Source organism: Jeotgalibacillus salarius (genome assembly GCF_004405125.1).
Lineage (GTDB): Bacteria > Bacillota > Bacilli > Bacillales > Jeotgalibacillaceae > Jeotgalibacillus > Jeotgalibacillus salarius.
Window position 1 is genome coordinate 83568 of record NZ_SORX01000003.1, and the last position, 24821, is coordinate 108388.

Below are 24821 nucleotides of genomic sequence, written 5' to 3' on the forward strand. Positions count from 1 at the left end.
TACTAAAGTAGATTAGTATATAATGAACAAAAAGGATGGTGATTACCTTGTTAAAAGAATTTAGAGAGTTTGCCATGCGCGGAAATGTGCTCGAGCTTGCAATTGCAGTAGTACTTGGTGCTGCATTTGGAAAAATCGTCACTGCGCTTGTAGAAAATATTATTATGCCGTTCGTAGGAATCATCCTTGGCGGAGTTAACTTTTCAAGTCTTATCGTAACGGTTGGAAATGCTGAAGTTACATACGGAATTTTCATTCAGGCAGTCATCGATTTTATTATCGTCGCATTTGCGATCTTTCTGTTTGTGAAATTGATCAATCGTTTCAAACGTAAAGAAGAAGCAAAAGAGGAAGCAGCACCTGTAATTGATCCTCAGACCGAGCTGCTGACTGAAATCAGAGATTTACTAAAAAAAGAAAGCATGTAAATGCAAAAATTCCGCCGGGAGCTCCGGCGGAATTTTTTAAGTTTTCATTTTAGGATCAAGCGCATCTCGCAATCCGTCTCCCATTAAGTTAAATCCAAGAACAGCCAGCATGATCGCAAGTCCCGGGAAGAACAGCGTCCAAGGTGCCTGTACCAGTAGTGCCCTCGATGCAGCAAGCATTGCTCCCCATTCAGGTTCTGGTATTTGTGCACCCAGCCCAAGGAAACCGAGCGCTGCTGCTTCCAGAATAGCTGTTGCAATCGCAAGTGACCCCTGTACAATGATCGGCGTCATTGAGTTAGGTAACACGTGTGAAAATAAAATACGGCTGTCACTCATCCCAATCGCTTTTGCAGCCATAATATATTCCTCTTCTTTTACACTTAATACGCGGGATCTGATTAAACGTCCGAAGTTCGGAATATTGATAATGGCTATTGCGATCAGTGCGTTTCTAAGTGATGGGCCAAGGATTGAAACAACCGCAATCGCCAATAGAATACTAGGGAACGCAAGCATGATATCAAAAATACGCGAAATAATCGTATCTACCCACTTACCATAATACCCGGCGATAATCCCGAGCATACTTCCAACTATGGCAGAACCCACTACTGCCAGAAAGCCTACAGTCAACGAGAGTCTTGCACCAAAAACAACGCGGGAAAAGATATCACGCCCGAAGTCATCTGTGCCAAACCAGAAGTCTGATGACGGGGGCTGCAGTCTGTTCGGAAGATCCTGTTCATTAATTCCCTGCGGTGCGATTAACGGTGCGAAAATCGCAATCAGAATAAAGAAAAATACGATACTAGTACCAACCAGTGCAATTTTGTTTTTCCTGAATTTTCTCCAGGCCTCTTTCCACGGGGAAATTGTTTCCTCCTGAGGCGATTTATTAACCGGATCCAGTTTTTGAGCTGGTTCACCCATGTTCGGTCACTCCTCTCCTGTCTATATTTCTCTAGTTATAACGAATCCGCGGATCGATGATTGAGTAAAGAATGTCTACAATCAGATTGATCATGACGAAAATGAAGGCTACGATAAGAATACCGGACTGAATAACTGGATAATCACGAGAAGATATTCCCTCGTAGATATAGCGTCCAACCCCCGGCAGTCCGAAGATTGTCTCAGTCAGTATCGCCCCTCCAAGTAGTAACCCCGTCTGCAGACCGATAACTGTAAGGACAGGAATAACTGCATTTTTCAAAGAGTGCTTATATACAACCCAAAACATTTTTTCACCTTTCGCACGCGCAGTACGGATGTAATCTGATTTCATTACTTCAAGCATACTCGAACGTGTCATACGTGCGATGATTGCCATCGGAATGGTTGCCAGCGCAATTCCGGGCATAACCAGATGTTTCAATACAACGACAAATTGATCAAAACGGCCCTGAATCAACGTATCTAATAAGTATAAGTTCGTAATAGCATTTACCGGATCACGAACGTTTTCACGTCCTGTAGTGGGAAACCAGTCCCACTGAAGAGAGAATTGATACTGCATCATTAGCCCAAGCCAAAAAATCGGCATTGATACACCAACAAGCGCAAGCACCATTGCTGTATAATCAAACCATGAATTTTGGAACCATGCAGAAATGATTCCTGCATTCACACCAACAATGACAGCAATCACAATCGCAAAAAATGAAAGTTCAAAAGTTGTTGCCAGATATGGCCAGATTTCTTCATTTACCGGCGTTCTTGTACGAATTGACTCACCAAGATCACCAGTCATCAAATTCCCCAGATACTGAAAGTACTGAACGTACCACGGATTATCCAATCCCAAAGATTCTCTGAGAGCCGCTACAGCATCCTCAGTTGCCTGCTGTCCAAGAATAACGAGCGCAGGGTCTCCAGGGATCGCACGAATAATCAGGAAGACAATAAAAGTCATTCCCAGCAATACAGGAATCAGCTGCAGTAATCGTCTAATAATATACTGGAGCATTTTCACTCACCCCTCAAAGTTCAACATGATGTTTTGATATGTAAAACAAATAATTTTTTGAAACAGGATTTTTAACAAGTCCAGCTGGTTACCGTGCAGCACTTCTCTTTCTGTGTCGTGCACTCATCCCGTCTCTTAAATGTTGTTTTGAGAAAGATTTTCCTTTCTCATTTTTCAACAAAAAGCGGGGAAAGGCGAATGTTCACCTTCCCCCGAAAAAGGTCTTGCTTAATTATTCAAAAGATACTGTATGCAACCAGTCAGAACCAGTTGGGTGAGGCATGAAGCCTTGAAGATTTGCACTACCAGCCATCAGAGGCGTAGAGTGTGCAAGTGGCACCCATGGAGCATCAGCATGGATAAGCTCCTGTGCTTCCATGTAAAGCTGGTTACGCGTATCTTCGTCTGTTTCAGACTGAGCTTCAATTAGCAGATCATGTACTTCCTGATTTTCATAGTAAGTGTAGTTGTTGCTTCCGATATTGTCCTGATCAAGAAGAACATAAAGGAAGTTGTCAGCATCACCGTTATCACCAGTCCATCCAAGAAGGAATGCGTCTGCTTCTCCCATACGTGCTTTTTCAAGGTACGTTGCCCACTCATAAGTAACAATTTCAGCATTGATTCCTACTTCAGCAAGGTTACTCTGAATTGCTTCAGCTACCTTCTGTCCATCTGGCATGTAAGGACGTGGAACCGGCATTGCCCAAAGCTCCATATCAAATCCGTCTCCAAGTCCAGCTTCTTCAAGAAGTGCTTTTGCTTTTTCAGGATCATACTCATAGCCCTCAACCTCATCATTGTAACCAGGGATTACTGGAGGCATCGGATTTTTTGCTACTTCAGCGCGTCCTTCGAAGAATGCATCAACAATTGCCTGACGGTCAATTGCATGGTTCATCGCCTGACGTACTTTTGGATCATCAAAAGGTTCACGAGTAGATGTAAGACCAAGGTAACCAACGTTCATAGAAGGACGTTCAAACAACTGAAGGTTGTCATCTCCTTCGATTTGAGCCGCATCACTTGGATTAATACCATCTGCAAGGTCAATTTCTCCGCTCATAAGGGCGTTAAGACGTGCAGAGTTTTCAGGAATTGAACGGAAGATTACCTGATTTACTTTCGGATATTCAGAATTCCAGTAGTCTTCATTTTTATCAAGGACGATACGTTCGTTTCTTCTCCACTCAACAAACTTGAATGGACCTGTACCTACAGGGTTTTCAGCAAGCTCATCTTCACTCATTTCAGAAATTGCTTTAGGTGAAACGATTGCAAACGGGCTCATTGCAATATTCTTCAGGAATGGAGCCTGCGGACGCTTCAATGTAATTTCTACAGTTGATTCATCAACTGCCGTTACAGATTCAATTACGTGACCTTCTTCATCACCGAATCCACCAAACATTGACTTGTAGTAGTAAAATTTGTCTTCTGTTCCATTTGCCCAGCGGTCAAAGTTTGCTACAACCGCATCAGCATTGAAAGCTTCTCCATCATGGAAAGTAACGCCTTCACGAAGCATAAACGTGTAAGTTAATCCATCTTCAGAAACTTCCCACTCTTCAGCCAGACCAGGATTAATTTCTGTATCCTGCTCTCCGAATTCCACCAGTGTTTCAAAGATATTCTTTGTTACTTTAAAAGACTCACCGTCAGTAACCGTAATTGGATCAAGTGCTACAGAGTCGCCTCCACGTCCAAATACCAGTGTGTCCTGTGTTTCCCCATCTGTTTCTTCAGCTGCGTCGCCGCCTCCGTCATTGCCGGAACCGCCATCATCAGATGATCCATCATCGCTTGAACAGCCAAACAATGCAGTTGATACCGTAAGTAATAATACAAAAAACAATAGCCAAGCTTTCTTATTCATGCTTTCCCTCCTCAGGTAGTTGTTTATTTTGACCCGCTGCACTGCCTTCTTCTGTATATAAATGGCAGGCAACGTAATGTCCAGGTTCATGTTCCCTTAACTCAGGAACTTTTTGAGTGCACACGTCCATTTTATATGGACATCTTGTGTGAAAAGCGCACCCGGAAGGCGGATTGGATGGACTAGGAATATCCCCTTCGAGTACAATTGAATCCTTTTCATACAGAGGATCCGGAATTGGAACTGCTGATAGTAGTGCCTGTGTATAAGGGTGGAGAGGCTTATCATACATTTTTTCACTCTCTGTCAACTCAGCCATCCGGCCAAGATACATCACACCTACACGGTCACTTATATGGCGAACGACACCGAGATCATGAGCGATCACGATATACGTTAGCTGAAATTCTTTCTGCAGATCCTGCATCAGGTTCAGCACCTGTGCCTGAATGGATACATCAAGCGCTGACACCGGCTCATCTGCAATAATTAATTTGGGCTGGGTCATCAATGCACGGGCAATTCCGATTCTCTGACGCTGACCTCCGCTGAACTGGTGAGGATAGCGCTTCGCATGATAACTGCTCAACCCTACAATTTCCAGTAGTTCCCGCACTTTCTGCTTGCGTTCTTTTGGTGTACCAATTCCATGCACCTTAAGCGGTTCTTCAAGGATTTTTTCAACTGTATGACGTGGATTCAGCGATGCAAATGGGTCCTGAAACACCATCTGCATATCCCGCCTCAGCTTTCTCATATCACTCGTGCTGAGCTCTGTAACGTCCTGATCTTCAAAGTAAATTTTTCCGTCAGTCGGTTCGATTAATCGCAGCAGCATACGTCCGGTAGTTGATTTCCCACATCCCGACTCACCAACAATACCGAGTGTCTCCCCTTTTTTCACTTCAAAGGAAACACCTTCTACTGCCTTAACTGACCCAATTTCTTTTCCGAGAACACCGCCCCGGATCGGGAAATGTTTCTTCAGATTTTCAACTCTTAACAGTGTTTCTGTTGTCATGAACTGTTTCCTCCTTTTCGTCAAATAGGAAACATCTTGTCGAATGTCCCTCCGCTGTCTTGTATAAAGGAGGATCTTCCTGTCTGCAGCGGTCAAAAGCGAATTCACATCTGTCAGCAAAACGACAGCCCTGTTTGATTGAACCAGGTTTTGGCACATTACCGGGAATCGAATACAGACGCTGTTTCTTATAGCGCATATCAGGTACTGATTGAATCAGTCCTCTCGTATAAGGATGCTGCGGATCTTTAAAGATTTCTACCGCCGGGCCGGTTTCCACTACCTTCCCTGCATACATCACGACAATGCGTTCACATGTTTCAGCTACAACACCAAGGTCATGCGTAATCATCATAATTGCAGTATTCATTTTTTCATTCAAATCTCTCATAAGCTTTAAAATCTGAGCCTGTATCGTTACATCCAAAGCGGTAGTCGGTTCATCAGCAATTAATAGCCGTGGATTACAAACCATCGCCATCGCGATCATGACACGCTGACGCATTCCGCCCGACAACTGGTGAGGATAGTCGCTCATCATCTCTTCAGCTCTCGGAAGCCCAACTAGTTTCAGCATTTCAATTGAACGCTGCTTTGCCTGTTTTTTGTTCCCCATTTTATGTATGAGCATGGCATCCATCAGCTGGCTGCCGATTGTGAATAACGGATTCAATGATGTCATTGGCTCCTGAAATATCATCGCTACTTCATTTCCACGAATTTGTCTCATTCTTTTCTCGGAGGCCGTTGTCAGCTCTTCTCCGTTTAATTTGATTTCACCGCCAATAATTTTACCCGGCGGATTTGGGATAAGCCCCATAACCGAGAGTGAAGTTACACTCTTTCCACAGCCTGATTCTCCTACGATTCCAAGAACTTCTCCCTCCCGGACGTAAAAGTCGATATCATCTACTGCAGGTACTTCTCCTTCATCGGTAAAAAACGATACGCGGAGACCTTTTACATCGAGTACCTTTTCCTGTGTCTTCATTGTGATCCCCCTCAAGTGACGCTCTCTTTTTGTTTTTCTAATATACTTAGTTTTCTGAATTTTTATAAGACTTATTATACGATGTTACAGCAATATTTCAATAGCTATTCGTCACTTTTTCGTCAAATTGAATAAATTTGCATTAAATATTTTAGCAAACAGTTAATCCAAGTAAGTTATATGGAATTAGTATATCTATTGATTTCATTGGCTTCAACTTGATATTTCTTGTCTGTTTACATAAAAGAAACATTTCTGATTGCGACATATATTTTATTCGTATAATTTTATATTTATTTATTTCCATGAATAAATATAATCGATTTTTGACTATACAAGAAAAAGAACTGTCCATGGAATTCCCGGACAGTTCTTTTTTACAACAATATTCAGCTTATTCATTAGCAGATTCATCTTCTGTGCCCCCGCCAAACAGGTTCGAGATGGCATCAATCAGTCCCTGGAAAAAGTCTCTGACGCTTTGCCAGAATCCCTCGTCATTCACTACATCGCTCAGTCGATCCTGTATCGCTGTTGAAAGGTCGTTAAGTTGCTCTGAAACGTTGTCAAAGTTAATATTTAAATTTCGCATCTGATCAAATAAATCAGTTAATCTTTGACGATCTTCTTCACTTAAATTAATTTCAAGATTTGAAAGCTGTTCGTTAATGATCTGCTCAATATCCTCTCGTGTTGCAGGATTTTGCTCTGCAATCGCCTGCTTGATTTCTGCAAGCAGCTCACTCACTTTTTCCTGATCGATCCCTTCTTCTTCTGCAAGGTCCGTCGCCAGGTTCAGTTCATCATTTGCCACTTCTAGACGGGCTGTATCCAGCTCTTCTCCGCTTACTTCATATGCCTTATAGATTCCTGTAAGTGCTGAGTGTCCACTTACTTTTACAGGTGATGCGATCTCTACGTCAGCATTCTCAATTCCCGCAGTAAGCAGGGCATTGGCATACATCGTGTCTGTCACCTGCGTGATATTCTCAGGGTTAACCCTTTCAATTACAAGGCCGTGTCCTTCATCCTGACGCGTGATTTTTGCTGAAGAAAACATTCTTGCTCTGCTGTCTTCTCCTTCAATATAACGGACAAGATCTTCTCCAGTAACGGTTACTTCCTCGACCATTTCAGGATCATCCACACCCAGCATCTCTCTTACTTCCTGCTTCTGTGCTTCATCAAGATTGCCCCCAAGCACAAGAATAGGAAGACCAAACCTTTCATCTATTCCTTCTTCTGTATCATGGTCTGATGCATTCGCTGTCATACTGAATGCCGGAATGATTAAAACGAGTGCTAAAAGTGCGATCGTAAAACGCTTCATCATATAAATTCTCCTTTTGTTTTCAATTCAGCAGAATTTTCCTCTGCCTCTTATAGACGTTCAGAAGGTTCAAAAGGTTTCAGGATTGTCTCAGGTCCTCTGTCAGATGTCCCGCCTGTTCTTTCACTGCGTATGCAAAACGGGCAATTTCATCAAATGCAGATTCCAGCTCGTGAACAGCATGGACAATACCGTCAATGCTGTGGTCATTATCAGCAGCGTGCTGCTGCATTGTTTTCATTGTGTCCTGAACTTCCGCTCCCCCTTCAGCAGAAAGCCTTGATGCGTCAAATATCCGTTTGAATTGTGACTTCAGCTGTTCCTGCTTGGTAATCAACTCTTCAAATACTTCTGATGTCTGATGAATGGCATTGACACTTCCATTGATCTTGTTTCTTGTTTCCTCAAGTGAAACAATCACCTCTTCTTTCGCTGATGAGATGTCTGCGACAACATCTCTAATGTTAACGGAAACCGTAGCTGACTGCTCTGCAAGCTTTCTCACTTCATCAGCTACAATCGCAAATCCCTTCCCGTGTTCACCTGCCCGGGCTGCTTCAATTGATGCATTCAGCGCCAGTAAATTTGTCTGTTCTGCAATGCCTGCAATTTGATTGAGTGCAGCATCAATTTGTTGAGTTTTTTCATCAAGAACCTGTACAGTATCAGCAGAGTGTCCCGACTGCTCTTGAACCAGTGACATTTGCTGTATCGTTGCTTTTAAATTTTCTTTATTGTCTCTTGCAGCATCAATCACTTCGTCAGTCAATCTGTTCATTTCTTCAGACCTTATGGAAACATCAGTAACTTCAGACACAATACCCGAGACATTCTCCTCTGCAGCTGCAGAAGATTTTCGATAGTGCGACGATGATTCTTCCATTCTTTTAAGTTGACTGCTGACTGACGCAACAGATTTAGAAGAATCCGTCAGCTGTCCAGTCAGATCGTCCACCATATTCTCAAGGCGCTCTGCTGTTTTTTCAACATTTGTCAGCATGTGCTTCAGCTTTCCCTGCAGCTCCATACTTTGTGTGTTTTTAACGCTTGCTCTTTTGACGGCATATAACAAAATAACCGCAATTGGCACATATTGAACGATATGATAAGCACCCGTCAAAATCGAGTATTCCATAGAAGTCTCAACGATCATTGGTTCTGCAAAATAAAGATGGACAAACTGAGCTGCTGCCAATAGAAAAGCTGTTGCAATGAGTGACTGCTTCATCAGTTTTGCGTCCGCATAAACTGCGGCAATGCCAAGTGGAACAAACCAGAAATACGGTACATTTACCCAGGCATTCGAATAGAATATAAACGCCAGCAGTAAGGTTGACAAGACAGACAATTCTTTAAAATATGCTGCCTGTTTAGATAACTTAAAATACAATGCAGGCATGACGAGCAGTAAAAACTGCGTATTGTAAAGTACATTCATTAAAGTGAATTCCGGCACCCCATACATTGCTACCTGTGCAATCATATTAACAAGCATCAATGCAGCCGAAACTAAAAATATCCTGCTCAGTAACCCCGAAAGCTTTCTCTCTGTTTTCATACTATTCCCTTCCCCATTCATTATTTAACCCCCCACGAGTATGTAAACCAACACCATCATTATAGTGATAAAATTCCTAAATGAAAAGAAATTTTTTACAAAATTCTGTATAATGAGATTATTTTTTCGTAACAAATTCGAGAATAGCGTATGATAAGAATAGACAAAATGAAGGAGGCTACATGATGGACATTCTAATAGCAGGAGCAGGTGGAATTGGCGGTTATTTCGGTGGAAGACTGATGGAAAAAGGACAGGAAGTGACCTTTCTTGTAAGAGAAAAAAGGAAGCAGCAACTTGAACAAAATGGACTTGTGATTCAAAGTCCCCATGGAAATTTCAAAGGTGAGCCCACGCTTATTACAAAAGAAGATAAGGGAAAGACCTACGATGTAATCATTATTACTACAAAGGCCTATCATCTTGATCAGGTCATAAAAGATATTGAACCATTTACCAATGAGTCTACTTTAATTCTGCCGCTGCTCAATGGTATTGCACATCTTGAACCTTTAATAGAAGCTTTTGGAGATCGTGTCATTGGAGGTCTGTGCTTTATTGAGACAACACTGGATTCAGAAGGAAGAGTCATTCAAACCAGCCCGATTCATGACCTTGTGTATGGAGAAAGAGACGGTCAGCAGTCTGATCGAATCATTGAGCTTAAACATGCTTTTGAGCGAGCAAATGCCGGATTCAGGCTAAGTGAAAACATTATGCAGGATATGTGGCACAAATACTCCTTCATTACTGCGATGTCAGGGATCACTACATTAATGAGATCACCCGTGGGGCCTGCAGTACATATACCTGCTGCTCGTCATACACTTAAAAGGCTCTTCAACGAGATTTCATCTGTCATGAAAGCGATACATGCACCCATAGCAGAAAATCTACCTGACATCCAAATGGCAAAGATGGAGGAAATGAATGAAGAAATGAAATCCTCCATGCAGCGTGACATGGAAAAGGGACTTCAGACTGAGACATCACACCTTCAGGGATGGCTGCTTGAAAAAGGGCAGGAGAACGGGCTGGAAACACCTATTCTTGAAGCTGCATTCGCTCATGTTAAGATCTACGAAACCCTAAAACCCTAACAGATGACGATTGCCTTCCGCCTGCTGTATAATTAGTTCATCATACAGTTTTAAGGAGGGAGAGATATGGCTGCGATGTCACTATGTCCGAAGTTCGAACAAGCCTTTCAAATCCTGGGCAAACGCTGGAATGGCGTGATCATACGCGTACTCGCGGATGGTCCAAAGCGCTTTTCTGAAGTTGCAGAGCCAATCCCTCAGATCAGCAATAAAATTTTAACTGAACGTCTGAAGGAACTTGAAGAGCACGGGCTCGTTATCCGGGAAGTTTATCCTGAAACTCCAGTGCGCATTGAATATAGATTGTCCGGTAAAGGAGAATCACTCACACCCATTCTGGACGAAATTCAGAATTGGGCAGATAAATGGATGATCAAATAGCAAAAAACCTGTCACTTATTTGAGTGACAGGTTTTTTGCTATTCCTCTGAAAATTCCAGCCTCTTAATTTTGTACTGTCCATTTTCCTGGGAAATCAGAAAGCGATAATTGTATAAAGTCGATTCTCTCTTGTTATTAATCAGTTCTTCTTTCTCGACAGAAGCTCTCACTTCCACTTCACCCGATACAACAAATGAATCTGAAGATTTAAGTGAAATTGACAATAAGTTTTGAAAGTAATCCTTATACTCTGAAAATGTATACTCTTCCTGCATGGATACTCCAAGGAGTGAATAGGCAGTGACATAGTCACCAAACTCAATACTTGATAGGTAGTACTGGGCAATATATAGTGCCTGTTCTTCCATCGTTGGTGTCACAAAGTCTGATGGCTGGTCTGCATATTGATCAAATTCCGGAAGTTCATCCATAGGATTTTCAATCCAATTGTCTACCATCTCAGTAACGTCTGCAATCGGAATGCTGTATCCGAGATTCTGGTCAGGTTCTTCAGCAGAATTGATCCCGATTACTTTCATCGAATTTGCATCTAACAAAGGGCCTCCACTATTTCCCGGGGAAATCGCTGCTGTAAACTGATCAATGTTTTCGTATTTAAAAGGTTCAATCGCAAATGAACGATTCGTACCATCAATCACGCCTGAAGTCACTGTGTTTTGGAACCCGAGCGGACTGCCAAGCGTTAATACCTGATCAAGTAGTTCGGCATCTTTCTCTGTTTCTAACTCCATCGGTTCCCTTCCGGCCAGCTCATCAACCTGAATCACAGCAACATCTGTTGTATCGCTGATTCCAATCACATTACCTGTATAACGCGCTGAATCTGCTGTAATCACCGTTACTTCTGATGCGTTAGCTACGACATGAGCGTTAGTAATAATTGCACCCTCCGTATTGTATATAAACCCTGAGCCGATTGAGCCAATTGGCGTTTCGATTTGTATCACTTTTTGCTGTGCTTCGAAAAGTGCTTCTTCCCTGGTCATCGAAAGCTGACTCAGAAAATTTTCTTCGTCTTCATCAAGCTGGCTATTTGCCAGATAAGAAGGCTCCTCCGTAATTGAACCGGCTACGTACTCTTTGATTGCCACACCGCCCCAAAGAGTCAATCCAGTAATTACCGCTGACACTAAAAGGCTGCTGGCCCATTTTTTATTCATAATTCACCTCTATTCCAAATACCATGTAATTGACTCTATCTCCACTTTTTCGTAAGGTTCGCTCACTACTACCTCATCTGTAAATACACCCGTTCCATTCGGCACAAGATATTCAGGCTCAGCAACTGTCAGACTTTCGGCAACTGTTCCTCCGCTTTCATCAAACACACTCCATGAAATTTCGATCCAGCTGATTGGACGTGAGCCGTTATTTTTCACTTCACCTGTCAGTTTTATTAAGCTCTCATCTGTAGTCACTTCCCAATCCTCAACAGAGACGGCCTCGGTGCGGTTAAAATGATCCTGTTCCTCAGCTTCTTTCATTGCTTCTGCCAGGCGCGTATATTCCTCTTCCTGATAAGCATTTCTCTGAGCTTTAATTTCTTCTTCAAAAGAAATTAATTGATCATTTCCCGGTGCATATCCAAGTCCGATTTCAATCATATTCAGCGCCTCGGAGAAATGATAAAGTTCCAGTTCCTGAGAAGCATTACTGATGGATACAGCTGCAATCTGATCAATAATCTGATCTTCAAGTTCTGATGCACCCGCCTCATCTATTTCAGATACTTCTAACAGTTTTCCTGCAAGCGACTGTATTGAAAGCTGTTCATTCAGATCTTCCTTTATAGAAAGTAAAAGTGCTTTTTCCTTTATATCAATCATGCGCTGTTGTTCTGCAAACAATAACTCGTTATTATTTTCTTTCATTTTTAAAGTTAAGTTTTCAATTTCTTCCTGAATGTCTCTGTATTCTCCGTTTTCAAGCTTTTGCTCCAGCTTTGACAGCTGCTTCTGAAAGCCTTCAGCCTGCCTGACTGCGCTTAAGCTTTCCCGGAGAGATTCATATTCGGGACGGGCATTCGCAGCTCTCGCCAAATTCTGCTCCGCTTCACTCCAGTTTTTATAAAAAGCAGCATTTTCTCCTGCAGATTTCCATTCTGTTACTTTGTTATTTGTCCAGGTTTCATACCCATATACAGTGCCTAAAGACAATATACTAATCGTGATGACAATCATTAGGAATCTAAGTGGCGTCAGGATGCTATTATTGCGTTCACTGAAATCTTTAGAAGGAGATTTGGACGATGTCTTTTTTTCAAATTCGTTAGGTTCCATCGATTCATTCCCCTTTCCTTATCTATTGTACTACCCTTTTTTCCCTAATTTCACTCTAAATGAGACAATTTGCTAAAATTCTTTCATTTTTCATCTGAATAAAAAATATTGATAAATACAAGTCTGAAAAAAGTTTAAATTAACGTGTTGACATTATCTCGAATTCGAGATAAACTAATTACAAATAACAACCGAGTTACGAAAAGTAACTCTAAATTAGGAGGAATTTTATAATGACTAACAGTACAGCAAAGAAATGGGCAGTAGACACAGCACACTCAAGCGTGGATTTTTCAGTGAAGCACATGATGATTTCAAAGGTAAAAGGTTCTTTCCATGAATTCAGTGCAGATGTTGCAGCTGATCCACAGGATCTTACTGGAGCAGATATCAGCTTTTCAATTAAAGTAAACAGCATTGATACGCGCAGCCAGGATCGCGATAACCACTTACGTTCAGCTGACTTCTTTGAAGTTGAAACATACCCTGAAATCACTTTCCGCTCTACGGACATCAAAAAGACTGGTGAAGATGAGTATGAAATGACTGGTGACGTGACAATCAAAGATGTAACACGTCAGGAAACGTTCAAAGTAGAATATGAAGGTTCTGGCCAGGATCCATGGGGCAACCAGAAAGTCGGCTTCACGGCAGACGGCAAAATCAACCGTAAAAACTATGGTCTTACATGGAACCAGACACTTGAAACTGGTGGCGTTCTTGTAGGGGAAGATATTAAAATCAATTTACAGATTCAGGCACAGGAAGCATAAAAAATAATTAAACCCGCTGAAGCATCATGCATCAGCGGGTTTGTTGTTCAGTTAATCATTTTACCTTCATTACCTTTCCAAAACTCTTTCCTGAGAACGACCTTTTGAATCTTCCCTGAAGCAGTCTTTGGAAGCTCCTCTGCAAAGCTGAAGCTCTTTGGAATTTTAAAACGCGCTAGTTTTTCATTGGCAAAAGCAATGATATCCTCTTCAGTCAGGTCAGCACCCTCCCTTTTTACTACAACAGCATGAGGCACCTCACCCCATTTTTCGTGTGGCACAGCAATGACTGCAGCTTCCATAATATCCGGATGATCATATAGTGCAGCTTCTACTTCTATAGAAGAAATATTTTCACCCCCACTGATGATTACATCTTTTTTGCGATCAACAATTTCCATATATCCCTGCTTATCAATGACTGCCATATCGCCTGTATACAGCCAGCCGTCGCGTATCGTTGAGGATGTCGCTTCAGGGTTTTTATAGTAACCTTCCATTACATTATTCGAACGGACCACGATTTCTCCGATCGTATTTCCGTCATGTGCCACCTCATCCCCATTCTCATCAAACACACGGACTTTTGTGCCAATCAGTTCATAACCGGTTTTCGCTTTTAACCGGGCATAAGCACTTTCGTCTTTTGCTGGTGTATTCACACGTGGTTGTGACGTTGTAACAAGAGGCGAGATCTCCGTCATACCATATACATGTATGAACTCCCACCCCAGCTCCTCTTCCACCTTTCTGATAAATGCTGGCGGCGGAGCTGAACCGGCAATGACAATTCTGAGCGGATGATCAAACGTTGATTTAGTATGCTGCGATTCCTGGAGCACCATATTTAAAACAGTTGGTGCCATATGCATGATCGTAATCTTGTACTTTTCAATGCGCTCAAGCATTTGCTTCGGATCAACTTTCCGCTGCATAACCTGTGTTGCACCGTTAGCCGTATAGTAAAATGGTGAGCCCCATCCGTTTACATGAAACATTGGAAGAACGTGCAATAACGTATCACGGTCACTTACTCGTAAATGGTGCATGGTTGACAATGCATGAAGATAATTTGAACGGTGTGATAGCAAAACTCCCTTTGGATCACCCGTTGTTCCACTCGTATATAAAAGTGATGCAATATCATTTTCTTCAAGCCACTCTCTGGCAAATGGTTCTTCTGTAAACGTCATTAACCATTCTTCATATTCAATGCAATTTTCAGCAGAACCTCCCTGTATCACGATTGTATGTACACTTTCCAATCTGTCCCTGATCGGCTCCACAAGCTGATATAATTCTGCATCTGCAAACAGGATTTTACTTTCACTGTGGTTCAGAATAAACAGGTAATCGTCCGGTCTGAGACGTGTATTAAGTGACGTCATTATGGCACCTGTCTGATAAATTCCATAAAAACCTTCATACATTTCAAGTGAATTTGGAGTTAAATATGCAACTTTATCACCTTTTTTAACGTCCAGACTTCTTAAACCATGTGAAAGCCGGTTCACACGTTTTTCAACTTCTTTATAGGTCAGCTCCCGATTCCCATCGATTACTGCAGTTTTATCACCGTAAAGTGTGACAGCTCTGTCCAGAAAGTCCGTCAATATGAGTGGCACATGCATGATTACATCCCCTTTGTATGAACTTAAATATGGGTGTATTGTATCCGTTTTCATCAAGCAAATCAATTATTGACAGAAATTTCAGGCATTTAACCTCAGTACTTTATTTCTACTTGATGGAATCGCTTAAGGTTTCCGTGGACGAACGCCCAAGCCTTCTCGGGCAGAAGATCATTGCCCTGCGGGGTCTTGCTCGCCCGTTTTTCCACAGGAGTCTCCGCCCTCCACTCCAACCTTAAGCTGAGTATGTAATATTACATCGATATTAAAAGTAAAAAACTCCCTCCCATAAATGATTAATTCATTGTCAGACGGGAAGTATATACAATATACAGACTTAAGGAGATGACTAAAATGGCAGATAAAGATAATAAGAACGAACAAAATAATAAGAATGATGCAGAAGAGAAGATGCAGGACATGTTTGAGCAGGGAACTGTTGATCGAAAGAAAGATGACGATGACAAGAAGAAAGAAGATAAATAATTAAAAATGCTGCCCCGTGTTTTAAACGGGGCAGCATTTTTTTAGTTTCGGTTAATAGGCAGTGTACAGCATCTGAAAGAACCACCTGATTTGATAATTTCCGATATGTCACATTCAATGACATCATAGCCGGCTCTTCTCAATTTTTTATTAATATCCTGATTTACTGGCAGACTGAAGATTTTATCCTGACCAATGCTGAGTACATTTGGTCCCATAGTAAACTGTTCTTCATCTGTTACGTCAGTGAGGTCATAGTGTGCTTCGAACTTTTCAATCATCTCCTGGGAGAAAGCCGGTTTATAGATCAGCGCCTCCTGTGGTGAGATAATATTGAACAGACAGTCAAGATGCAAATATTGAGAATCAAATGGCACTGAGATCATTTCGTGTTCAGGGAGCAATTCGCGAAGCTCTTCTACTGCTTCTTCTGTTGTTCTGCTGCTGATCCCAACCCAGATCTTCTTGCCATCAGTGATTACATCGCCGCCTTCAATTGAAGGGGTACTGATTTTTTTATGTTTCAGTTCTGACTCCTGCAGCCATTCCTTCAGAATGTCATCTTCACCGCTTCGCATATCAGTTCCCATTGTTGATATATATACTGTATCACCAATGGTAAAACCGATATCCCGTGTGAAAACCTGTTCGGGATACATCGCAAGCGGTGGCAGCTGAACAACATCAGCCCCGTGTTCGTGAAGCATCTGAATAAAGTTACGATGCTGCTCCATTGCTTTTTCACGATCTATATTATCTTTCAAAAAGTGTTTTTGTGTTTCATTTATTGCTTCCTCGATTTTCATAAATGCAGGCGGACAGACAAGTACCCGTTCAAGTGCGCCGAATTCATTTTGACAGCCGGCCTGGTTATGATTTTCTTTTCGTTCCATCAGCATGCTCCAGTCCTCCGTTTTTACTCTTTTTGTATGTTATTCCTTTTTAACAACAAAATTAAACAGAGCTTAAAACGGAATTTACCGGACTGAATACTTCTGAAGCCCGGTGTTACTGTACTCAAGGATTGAAAATATTTTTTCTTTATAAGTGGCAAGGCTCAGGTCACTTCTGCTGCGTGGTTTTGGCTGGCTGATTTTAAATTCAGCAGCAATTTCACCAGGCTGACCACTCAATACAATCACCCTGTCACAGACGTGAAGGGCTTCATCAATATCGTGGGTGACCATCACCATCGTTGTTTTTTCCTCCTGCCATATATCAAGCAGCAAATCCTGCAACTGCATTTTTGTAAATGCATCCAATGCGCTGAACGGTTCATCAAGTAATAATACGGATGGTTGTGAAGCAAGTGCACGTGCGATCGCTGTGCGCTGAGCCATCCCGCCAGATAAGTCTCTCGGTAATGCACCGGCAAATTCACTTAATCCCACCAGGGACAAGTAATGCGCAGCTTGCTTGCGATATTTCGAAGGATTTTTAAAACCGAACAAGACATTATCTTCTACTGATAACCAGGGCATCAGACGGGGTTCCTGAAAAATAACCCCTGCCCCACTGGGACTTCCATCGTTCAAGTGAATGGTACCGCTGTCAGCATGATCTAAACCTGAAAGCACTCTTAATAGCGTGCTTTTCCCACAGCCGCTCGTGCCAAGGATCCCAACGATTTCTCCTTTTTGAACTGTGAAGGTTATATTCTTGAATCCCGCAGCCCCATCCTTAAACAGCCGTGATGCTTTTTTAACTGTTAGCAAATTTACCACCTCTTTTACTGAGCATTCTGCAGGTTATCCTGCCATTTTAATGATCTTGATTCTATGCTTTTCAGCAATGCGTCAGTACCTTTTCCAAGTGCTGCAAATAATATAATGCTGGCAATAATTAATTCAGGGGAGGATGTATTTTGTCCAAGCACCAGTAAATAACCAAGTCCTTCACTGGCACCAAGCAGCTCTGCAGCAACTACAAACATCCAACCCAGACCCAGTCCACTTCTGATTCCTACAAGAAAAGATGGTAAGGACGCCGGCAGAATAATTCTTCTTACTAATTGCAATGAATTAAAATGATACACCTTTCCAACTTCAATCAGCTTCCGATCGACTCCCTGAATGCCCGAAACGATATTCAGATAAACCGGGAAAAACACACCTACAGCGATCAATGTCACTTTTGACGGTTCACCGATGCCCATCCATAGTAAAAATAACGGTACCCAGGCCAGTGAAGGGATAGATCTGAATGCCTGCAGAATGGGGTCCAGAAGATGTTCTGCCTTCTTAAAGTAGCCGACAGCCGCCCCAATGAACACTGCTGCAGCTGTTCCAATCAGAAATCCTGCACCAACACGGTAAAGGGTAATCGATACGTGTGCCCAAAGCGTTCCCTCCTGTGCCATTTCAATAATGGATTCGATGACAACGGTCGGAGCCGGAAGCAGATAGGATTCAATCCATCCCAACCGGGCAGCCGCTTCCCATATAGCGATCAGGAGTACCGGCAGAATCATGCCGAGTCCAATCAGATTCAACTTACTTTTCATCACGATTCCTCCTTTACTTCAGGTTTTCCGTAAATGAAGGATTCAGTAATTCCTCAACAAGCGCTTCAATATCTGCATCCTGATCAATGACTTCCTCCTTGCGCAGCACCTCACCCGCTGCAATCAGTGCCTCAGTATGTTCATCACCAATTACAGGATTTGAAAAATCGTTGCGGGCAAGACTCGCTTTTGCCACATCAAGATTCATTTCCGCTTCATCAGCCAGGATCTGTGCCGCATCATCCGGATTCGCAACTGTCCATTCACGTGCTGCTTCATACTGCGCAATGACTTCTTCCACGATTTCAGGATAATCCTCAGCAAACGCTGATCGGACATTGAGCGTGCCATACGTGTTAAAGTCCGGGTTACGGTAAAACAGATCTGCATTTGTATCCAGCTCGGCTCTTGCCATATGCGGATCCAGCCCGGCCCATGCATCCACCTGACCTGAACTTAACGCATTTGCGCCGTCCGGGTGCTGGAGGTTCACGATCTCGACTTCATTTGAGGATACTCCCGCTTCTTCAAGTGCACGCAGCAGGAAGATATAAGGATCTGTTCCAAGTGTCGCAGCTACTTTCTTTCCTTTTAAATCCCCGACCGTTTGAATATCAGATCCCTCAGCAGCTACAAGTGCTGTCCATTCCGGTTTTGCATATAGGTACACTGATTCAACCGGCGAGCCATTTGATTTTGCAATTAATGCAGCTGCTCCTGCAGTGGAACCAAAATCAACACTTTTTGAATTCAGAAATTCAAGTGCTTTGTTACTTCCCTGACTCAGTACCCATTCCACTTCGATCCCTTCATCCTCAAGCGCTTCCTCTACCAGTCCCTGTTCTTTTAGCACCAGGCTCGTTGGTGAGTAATAAGCATAATCAAGCGTGATTTTCTCAGGCTGATCATCTGCACTTGCATTCCCTGAGCATCCAGCGAGGACCCCGATTGCTGCTGTTGAAAGTAATAATGTGTATATTTTATTCATTTAAATTCCTCCCTGTTTACTCAGAATTATGTTTAAAAGAAACGGACAGCTGTTTACTGTCCATTTTCAAAATGCTCTTTTACGATTGGGCCCCATTTATCAAATTCAACGAGGAAACCGTCATGGCCGAATTCTGTATCTACTTCATGGAAGCTCGCTTTCGGCACCTGGTTTACAAATTCCTGAATATCATCCGGCGGATATAACAGATCTCCTTTAAAACCGATCCCGAGCAGCTTTGATTTTATGTTGCCGGCTGCTTCAGGAATGCCTCCGCGGTTTCTGCCAATGTCATGGTGATTCATTGCATAGAGAAGTGTCAAATAGCTGTTTGGATCAAACCTTTTTGTGATTTTTTCTCCCTGATATTTCAAGTAGGATTCCACCTGATAAAAAGGCTGCTCTTCTACTACCTCTTTTTCTTCTCTGTTGAATCTTCCTGTAAAAAGGTGAGGACTTCTGTAAGTGACCAGCCCTACCATTCTTGCAACTTCAAAGCCTTTTACGTCTGAAGCATTTTCGTAAGAGCCATTGTTCCACGCAGGATCGTTTTCTATTGCATGTATTCCGATCCGGTTGAACGCAATGCCATAGTCACTCAGGGAAGGCGTAGCTGCCAGCAGTACCGCTTTTTCAACAAAATCAGGATAGCTGATACACCATTCCAGCGTCTGCATCCCGCCAAGCGACCCGCCAATCACACCCTGCAAATTTGAAATACCAAGCTTCAGTAATGCCTGATACTGTGCATTCACCATGTCTTTTACCGTAATAAACGGGAAAGCAGAACGGTACTTTTCATCATTTTGATCAAAGGAATCAGGTCCGGTAGAACCACTGCATCCCCCAAGCACGTTAAATGTGATGACCTGAAATTTAGTTAAATCGAGGTAGGAATGTTCGCCGGCAAAACCCCGCCACCAGCCTGGATCCTGCTCTGTCCCAATCGTCTGGTGAGTACCGGTTAATGCATGACAGATCAAGATTACAGGCAATGATGGATCTCCTGCCCGCTCATAGCGGAGAGAGACATCATGAAGCACTTTTCCGGATTCAAGTGTCAAAGAACCGATCTCAACTGATCCTTCACTATGTCTGACCTTCTCAGTTAATGTCTCTCCCATATTAATTCCTCCCTGCTTATGAATGAGCGGGTATTGCCGCTTTTTCTATTGCCTGATTCAAATCGTTAATCAGATCATCGATGGATTCGATTCCGACAGATAATCTGATCTGCTCTTCTTTCACGCCAGCTGATTCAAGTTCCGCTTCACTCAGCTGTGCATGAGTTGTTGATGCGGGGTGAATAATTAATGACTTCGCATCTCCCACATTTGCTACGTGTGACCAAAGCTGCGTATGATCGATCACATTTCTGCCTGCTTCGCGGCCACCTTTAATGCCGAAAACAATAATTGACCCAGCACCTTTTGGCAGATATTTCTTTGCCGCCGTATAAGATGAATGACTTTCAAGTCCAGGATACTGAACCCAGTCCACTGAAGGATGCTGTTCAAGATGTTTTGCCACTTTCAATGCGTTCTCTACATGACGCTCAACTCTTAAGTGAAGCGTTTCAAGTCCCTGAAGTAAATAAAATGCATTTTGAGGACTCAGGCATGCACCCGTGTCGCGCAGCAGGTTGACCCGCAGTTTAGCGATAAAAGCGGCTCCTTCCAAATCTACAAATCGTAAACCATTGTAGCTTGGGTCAGGCGTTGTAAAGTCAGGGAATCGACCATTATCGTAATTGAAATTACCTGCTTCAACGACGACACCGCCAATTGTTGTCCCATGCCCGCCAATCCATTTAGTAGCTGAATGGACCACGATGTCCGCACCGTGTTCAATCGGTTTATTCAGGTATGGAGTTGCAAATGTACTGTCTACAATCAACGGTACACCTTCTTCGTGTGCCACTTTCGCAACGGCTTCTGTATCGAGTACGTGCAGACTCGGGTTGCCGATCACTTCAGCAAAAACTGCTTTCGTTTTCGGTCCAATCGCTTTTCTGAAGTTCTCCGGGTCATTGCCATCAACGAATTTCACATTCACTCCGTATCTCGGCAGTGTCTGGGCAAACAGATTGTACGTGCCGCCATACAGATTACCGGCTGCTACGATTTCATCGCCTGCACTTGCAAGATTCAGCACTGCATAAGTAATTGCCGCCATGCCTGAAGCAGTGGCTACTGCACCAACTCCGCCTTCTAAAAGAGCAATACGGTTTTCAAAAGCAGCGACTGTCGGATTCCCAATACGTGTATAAATATTTCCTTCTTCAGCAAGTGAAAATAAGTTTTGCGCATGTTCAGCGCTGTCAAAAGTGTAAGATGTTGTCTGATAAATCGGGATTGCTCTCGAGTTCGTTGTTGGATCCGCTTCTGTTGCACCATGAAGTAATAGCGTCTCAATATTGTATTGCGGCTGATTGTTTGTCATGAATAAATCTCTCCTTTAATGAGTTGATGAGTTTTTGCAGTGAAGTGTGTACTGGATGAAGGTGAAAGGGGAAAATAAAAAACCCCCTTCATAAGAAGAGGGTTATATATCCTCCTCTTATCTTTCAGACCACTTTAGGATCTGTAGGAATTAGCACCTTTCCGAATCAGGTATGACTCGTTGGTTGCCGGGCATCGCAGGGCCTATTCCCTCCGCCACTCTGGATAAGAGTTTATTAAGTTTTGTTTTAGCATTTCTAAAAGTAATCTCTTGTTGAGGATTATAAAGAGGTTGAAAAAAGAAGTCAACCTTTTTCTGAATATTTATTTTATTGTGCCTGGAACTGTAATACATCTCCTATGATTGCAACTTCTTTTGGTACACGCAGATGCACAACCGTCACACCATAAGAATAGCTGAACCCTGATGAGAGGTTCTGACGCTCTTCACTTAAAAACTGTTCTACTGCAATAGAAGGCGTGAATTGAATATAATATAAATCATTTTGCTCGTAGACGTTACTGACCTCAACCAAATTGTTTGTGATTGAAACTTCAGGTCGTTTCACTTCATCGGTAATGTCCAAACCGTTTAATGTAAAGGGTGTTTTATACACGTCCATCAGAATTTGATTACTGAGCTTTTCATCGATTGTCACGACAAAAACAGGATCACCATTCTCATAATAAGATTCGGGAAAGACAAGACTTGTAAGCGAATAATCGAACTCCTTCTGTTCTGCCAGGAACTCAGGATCGATTTCATCAAATTTGTTCTGAGTCGCTTTCTCATGAACCTTCCATCCCTCATATTCTTCTGCTCTCTGAGAAAGAGTATCATCAGCAGAAACTGGCAAAATATAATAAAGCATCATTGAGATGAAAAGAACAGATGCATAAACGGTGAAGATCATACGCACCATTTTTCTGCGTGGTTTTCTTGGCTTAACAGATAAATTCTTGTTTCTGCTTTTGAGATATAAAGAAATGATCAGGACAATTAATGCAAGAGGCAGGATTTGAACGAATACCATCATATTTCTCTCACCTCTTTTTTATTCAAGATCAGGCTTCCTGCGCCATATAAAACGAGAGCTGTTCCAATCGCTTTGATCATAAACAGAGTGATAGACGTTTCCAGCGCATAAAACTGATAACCGAATTCGTATATTAAATATGATCTTACAAACAAGGGTCCAAACAATATGACCGGAATAATTCCTATAAATAGTTTGCTTATCTGTATAAGAATACCGAAAAAGTAGCCCGCGCCAGCTGCAACCAGCAGATAGCCGAAAATCGCCAGAAATGATAAATACACTTCACCGGGAGTGCCGACACTTGCAAGGCCGGGATAAAAATCCCCTTTATCAAAGACAAGGATCGTCATGAAAATAACATAACTGCTCATGATCGTAAAAACTGTGGCTGTGAACACTGTTAAAAGCAGTAAAATCCCATTAGACGCCTGACTGATGCCTCGAGTTGTTACATATGAGAAATCTTCAAAACGGTAACTTTTCGATGTAATTAATGCTGAAGTAACAATCAGCCAGAAAACAGTAAATAAAAACACTGTGTCCGTTGAAAAAGTGGTCACATCGAGTGAAAACATATCATCTGATGTTCCCATTCCTCCTGACCCTAAAGCAGAGAAAATAATCGCAATTAACTGAATCACTACCAGGCTTCTCCACAAATCAGCCATTGCATAACACTTATAGATAACTTGCTGACGGATCACATCACCCGTGCTGACTGTCGCTAAAGACATCATCAATCCCCCCTTTATTACGTCTGGTAAGATACACACACAGATCACTCGCTGAAACAGGCGTAAACCTTAGATCACGTGCAGCTGCTTTTTCTGCAGCGGTGAAATGATTTTTTACAATCACTGTTGAAAGTCCACCCTTATCCTCAAGGTGCACGATGACTTCCTGATTATCGGACCATTGCTTCACCTGAAGAGACGGTCCTGACACTGACATTGCATATTCCTTCACTTCTTCTACAGGCAGATGAAGTACTGACCTTCCACCATCAATCAGCAGCAGGTCTTCAATCAATTCATCAATTTCATCCAGGTGATGACTTGAGATCAGAATCGTTCGCGGGTGTGCAAGGTAATCCTTTAGCAATGCCCGGTAAAAATCTTTTCTCACCGATGCGTCCATACCGGTTGTCGGCTCATCGAAGATCGTCAGCGGGCATCGTGCAGCAAGCCCGAGAATACCGTAAAACGTATTTTTCTGACCTTTTGATAAATAATCAGTACCTACTTTCATCGGTATACTGAAGTAGTCAGCGAGCCGCTGTGCAAGGCCTGCGTCCCAGTTCGGATAAAAGCGGCCGTGGTGATCAAGAATATCTTTAGTCGTCAGCGCATTTGAAAACATCGTGTACTCATCAAGGTACATACTGTTCGCAGATACATTCAGGCTGTTGAACGGATTTTCACCAAACACGCTGACCTCTCCACCCGTCTTTTTTAAGTACCCGGCAATGGTTTTTAACAGCGTGGTTTTTCCAGTTCCGTTTCTGCCGACAATGCCGGTAATTGTATTTTCCTGAATGGTAAAATCCGCGTCTTTTACACCCGCTCCGTTTTTATATCTTTTTTCTAAATGTCTGCATTCAATCACAGTCATGACGTTTCTCCTTTCCGGCGACTTTGTTCAAGCTGAATCATGTCAATCAGGTCCTGTTCTTTTACATTGAGGTGTTCTGCCTCAGCCACAATGTCAGATACGAGCGCTCTTAACGTTTCGTTAATTCTCCGGTGACGGATCTGATCAGCCGCCTCTTCTGTCACAAACATCCCAAGTCCCCTTTTCTTATATAAAATGCCGGCATCTGCGAGTATGGTCAGTCCTTTTGCTGCTGTTGCAGGGTTGATATTAAACTGGTCGGCCAGCTGGTATTGTGAAAACATTTTTTCGTGCGCTTTAAATTTTTCATGTAAAATTTCTGTTTCAAGCCATTCCGCAATCTGTATGTAAATCGGTTTTGTACTGTCTGCATTCAGCATCAACAAAGTCACCT

25 protein-coding genes and 1 riboswitch are annotated in these 24821 nt (G+C 42.6%); of the genes, 5 read left to right on the forward strand and 20 right to left on the reverse strand.

Annotated elements, in window-relative coordinates; translation table 11 throughout:
• Window positions 1–47: 47 nt before the first annotated feature.
• Entirely contained in the window at window positions 48–428 is a 381-nt protein-coding gene (gene mscL, locus E2626_RS05590; protein ID WP_166786750.1) for a large-conductance mechanosensitive channel protein MscL, read from the forward strand.
• Between the two features lie 36 nt (window positions 429–464).
• Here the strand turns inward: mscL and E2626_RS05595 are convergent, their stop codons facing one another.
• The 7 genes from E2626_RS05595 to E2626_RS05625 all read right to left on the reverse strand — a co-directional run bounded on the left by E2626_RS05595 (window position 465) and on the right by E2626_RS05625 (window position 9173).
• On the reverse strand, window positions 465–1361 hold the full coding sequence (locus E2626_RS05595) for an ABC transporter permease (RefSeq protein ID WP_134380634.1): 897 nt from the start codon (window positions 1359–1361) through the stop codon (window positions 465–467).
• A 31-nt stretch (window positions 1362–1392) separates the two neighbouring features.
• The gene (locus E2626_RS05600; RefSeq protein WP_134380637.1) at window positions 1393–2397 is read right to left on the reverse strand and encodes an ABC transporter permease; all 1005 of its coding nucleotides are present in this window, start codon (window positions 2395–2397) and stop codon (window positions 1393–1395) included.
• 232 nt (window positions 2398–2629) lie between these two features.
• Window positions 2630–4273 carry an ABC transporter substrate-binding protein gene (locus tag E2626_RS05605; protein WP_134380640.1) on the reverse strand — a complete coding sequence of 548 codons (1644 nt, stop codon included), beginning with the start codon at window positions 4271–4273 and terminating at the stop codon, window positions 2630–2632.
• The gene (locus E2626_RS05610; protein WP_134380643.1) at window positions 4266–5294 is read right to left on the reverse strand and encodes an ABC transporter ATP-binding protein; all 1029 of its coding nucleotides are present in this window, start codon (window positions 5292–5294) and stop codon (window positions 4266–4268) included. Before E2626_RS05610 ends, E2626_RS05605 begins: the two co-directional genes overlap by 8 nt.
• Window positions 5266–6285, reverse strand: a complete 1020-nt coding sequence (locus tag E2626_RS05615; protein WP_134380647.1) for an ABC transporter ATP-binding protein — start codon at window positions 6283–6285, stop codon at window positions 5266–5268. Before E2626_RS05615 ends, E2626_RS05610 begins: the two co-directional genes overlap by 29 nt.
• A gap of 394 nt (window positions 6286–6679) precedes the next feature.
• Window positions 6680–7615 carry a DUF1002 domain-containing protein gene (locus tag E2626_RS05620; RefSeq protein WP_424955118.1) on the reverse strand — a complete coding sequence of 312 codons (936 nt, stop codon included), beginning with the start codon at window positions 7613–7615 and terminating at the stop codon, window positions 6680–6682.
• A gap of 79 nt (window positions 7616–7694) precedes the next feature.
• Window positions 7695–9173 carry a methyl-accepting chemotaxis protein gene (locus E2626_RS05625; RefSeq protein WP_166786751.1) on the reverse strand — a complete coding sequence of 493 codons (1479 nt, stop codon included), beginning with the start codon at window positions 9171–9173 and terminating at the stop codon, window positions 7695–7697.
• Between the two features lie 185 nt (window positions 9174–9358).
• Between E2626_RS05625 and E2626_RS05630 the strand changes: the two genes are divergently transcribed.
• Entirely contained in the window at window positions 9359–10273 is a 915-nt protein-coding gene (locus E2626_RS05630; RefSeq protein ID WP_134380659.1) for a ketopantoate reductase family protein, read from the forward strand.
• Window positions 10274–10339: 66 nt separating this feature from the next.
• On the forward strand, window positions 10340–10654 hold the full coding sequence (locus tag E2626_RS05635; protein WP_134380662.1) for a winged helix-turn-helix transcriptional regulator: 315 nt from the start codon (window positions 10340–10342) through the stop codon (window positions 10652–10654).
• A 38-nt stretch (window positions 10655–10692) separates the two neighbouring features.
• Here the strand turns inward: E2626_RS05635 and E2626_RS05640 are convergent, their stop codons facing one another.
• Together E2626_RS05640 and E2626_RS05645 are read right to left on the reverse strand one after the other, a co-directional pair.
• Window positions 10693–11835 carry a S1C family serine protease gene (locus E2626_RS05640; RefSeq protein ID WP_134380665.1) on the reverse strand — a complete coding sequence of 381 codons (1143 nt, stop codon included), beginning with the start codon at window positions 11833–11835 and terminating at the stop codon, window positions 10693–10695.
• 9 nt (window positions 11836–11844) lie between these two features.
• Window positions 11845–12954, reverse strand: a complete 1110-nt coding sequence (locus tag E2626_RS05645) for a hypothetical protein (protein WP_134380668.1) — start codon at window positions 12952–12954, stop codon at window positions 11845–11847.
• A gap of 233 nt (window positions 12955–13187) precedes the next feature.
• Between E2626_RS05645 and E2626_RS05650 the strand changes: the two genes are divergently transcribed.
• A complete protein-coding gene (locus tag E2626_RS05650; protein ID WP_134380671.1) occupies window positions 13188–13727 on the forward strand; it encodes a YceI family protein in 540 nt (179 codons plus the stop codon).
• Between the two features lie 47 nt (window positions 13728–13774).
• Here E2626_RS05650 and E2626_RS05655 read toward each other — a convergent pair whose 3' ends face one another.
• Window positions 13775–15358 carry a long-chain-fatty-acid--CoA ligase gene (locus tag E2626_RS05655; RefSeq protein WP_134381121.1) on the reverse strand — a complete coding sequence of 528 codons (1584 nt, stop codon included), beginning with the start codon at window positions 15356–15358 and terminating at the stop codon, window positions 13775–13777.
• A 354-nt stretch (window positions 15359–15712) separates the two neighbouring features.
• Between E2626_RS05655 and E2626_RS17445 the strand changes: the two genes are divergently transcribed.
• Window positions 15713–15844, forward strand: a complete 132-nt coding sequence (locus E2626_RS17445) for a hypothetical protein (RefSeq protein WP_279587255.1) — start codon at window positions 15713–15715, stop codon at window positions 15842–15844.
• A 41-nt stretch (window positions 15845–15885) separates the two neighbouring features.
• On the opposite strand, the gene E2626_RS05660 is transcribed toward E2626_RS17445, so the two are convergent.
• The 10 genes from E2626_RS05660 to E2626_RS05705 form a co-directional block, all read right to left on the reverse strand.
• Window positions 15886–16743, reverse strand: a complete 858-nt coding sequence (locus tag E2626_RS05660; protein ID WP_424955119.1) for a dimethylarginine dimethylaminohydrolase family protein — start codon at window positions 16741–16743, stop codon at window positions 15886–15888.
• 78 nt (window positions 16744–16821) lie between these two features.
• Window positions 16822–17559, reverse strand: a complete 738-nt coding sequence (locus E2626_RS05665) for an ABC transporter ATP-binding protein (protein WP_134380674.1) — start codon at window positions 17557–17559, stop codon at window positions 16822–16824.
• Between the two features lie 14 nt (window positions 17560–17573).
• Window positions 17574–18347 (reverse strand): ABC transporter permease, encoded by a 774-nt coding sequence (locus E2626_RS05670; RefSeq protein ID WP_134380677.1) that lies wholly within the window; start codon window positions 18345–18347, stop codon window positions 17574–17576.
• Window positions 18348–18360: 13 nt separating this feature from the next.
• The gene (locus E2626_RS05675) at window positions 18361–19335 is read right to left on the reverse strand and encodes an aliphatic sulfonate ABC transporter substrate-binding protein (RefSeq protein WP_134380680.1); all 975 of its coding nucleotides are present in this window, start codon (window positions 19333–19335) and stop codon (window positions 18361–18363) included.
• Window positions 19336–19388: 53 nt separating this feature from the next.
• The gene (metX, locus tag E2626_RS05680) at window positions 19389–20459 is read right to left on the reverse strand and encodes a homoserine O-acetyltransferase MetX (protein ID WP_134380683.1); all 1071 of its coding nucleotides are present in this window, start codon (window positions 20457–20459) and stop codon (window positions 19389–19391) included.
• Window positions 20460–20475: 16 nt separating this feature from the next.
• Window positions 20476–21777 (reverse strand): O-acetylhomoserine aminocarboxypropyltransferase/cysteine synthase family protein, encoded by a 1302-nt coding sequence (locus tag E2626_RS05685; protein ID WP_134380686.1) that lies wholly within the window; start codon window positions 21775–21777, stop codon window positions 20476–20478.
• Window positions 21778–21891: 114 nt separating this feature from the next.
• A riboswitch (SAM riboswitch) is annotated at window positions 21892–22008 on the reverse strand.
• 97 nt (window positions 22009–22105) lie between these two features.
• Entirely contained in the window at window positions 22106–22813 is a 708-nt protein-coding gene (locus E2626_RS05690; protein ID WP_134380689.1) for a hypothetical protein, read from the reverse strand.
• A complete protein-coding gene (locus tag E2626_RS05695; RefSeq protein WP_134380692.1) occupies window positions 22810–23550 on the reverse strand; it encodes a hypothetical protein in 741 nt (246 codons plus the stop codon). Before E2626_RS05695 ends, E2626_RS05690 begins: the two co-directional genes overlap by 4 nt.
• The gene (locus E2626_RS05700; RefSeq protein ID WP_134380695.1) at window positions 23522–24427 is read right to left on the reverse strand and encodes an ATP-binding cassette domain-containing protein; all 906 of its coding nucleotides are present in this window, start codon (window positions 24425–24427) and stop codon (window positions 23522–23524) included. The genes E2626_RS05695 and E2626_RS05700 overlap by 29 nt, the downstream gene beginning before the upstream one ends.
• Complete coding sequence (locus tag E2626_RS05705) at window positions 24424–24807, reverse strand: GntR family transcriptional regulator (RefSeq protein WP_341785734.1); 384 nt, start codon at window positions 24805–24807, stop codon at window positions 24424–24426. Before E2626_RS05705 ends, E2626_RS05700 begins: the two co-directional genes overlap by 4 nt.
• Window positions 24808–24821 lie beyond the last annotated feature (14 nt).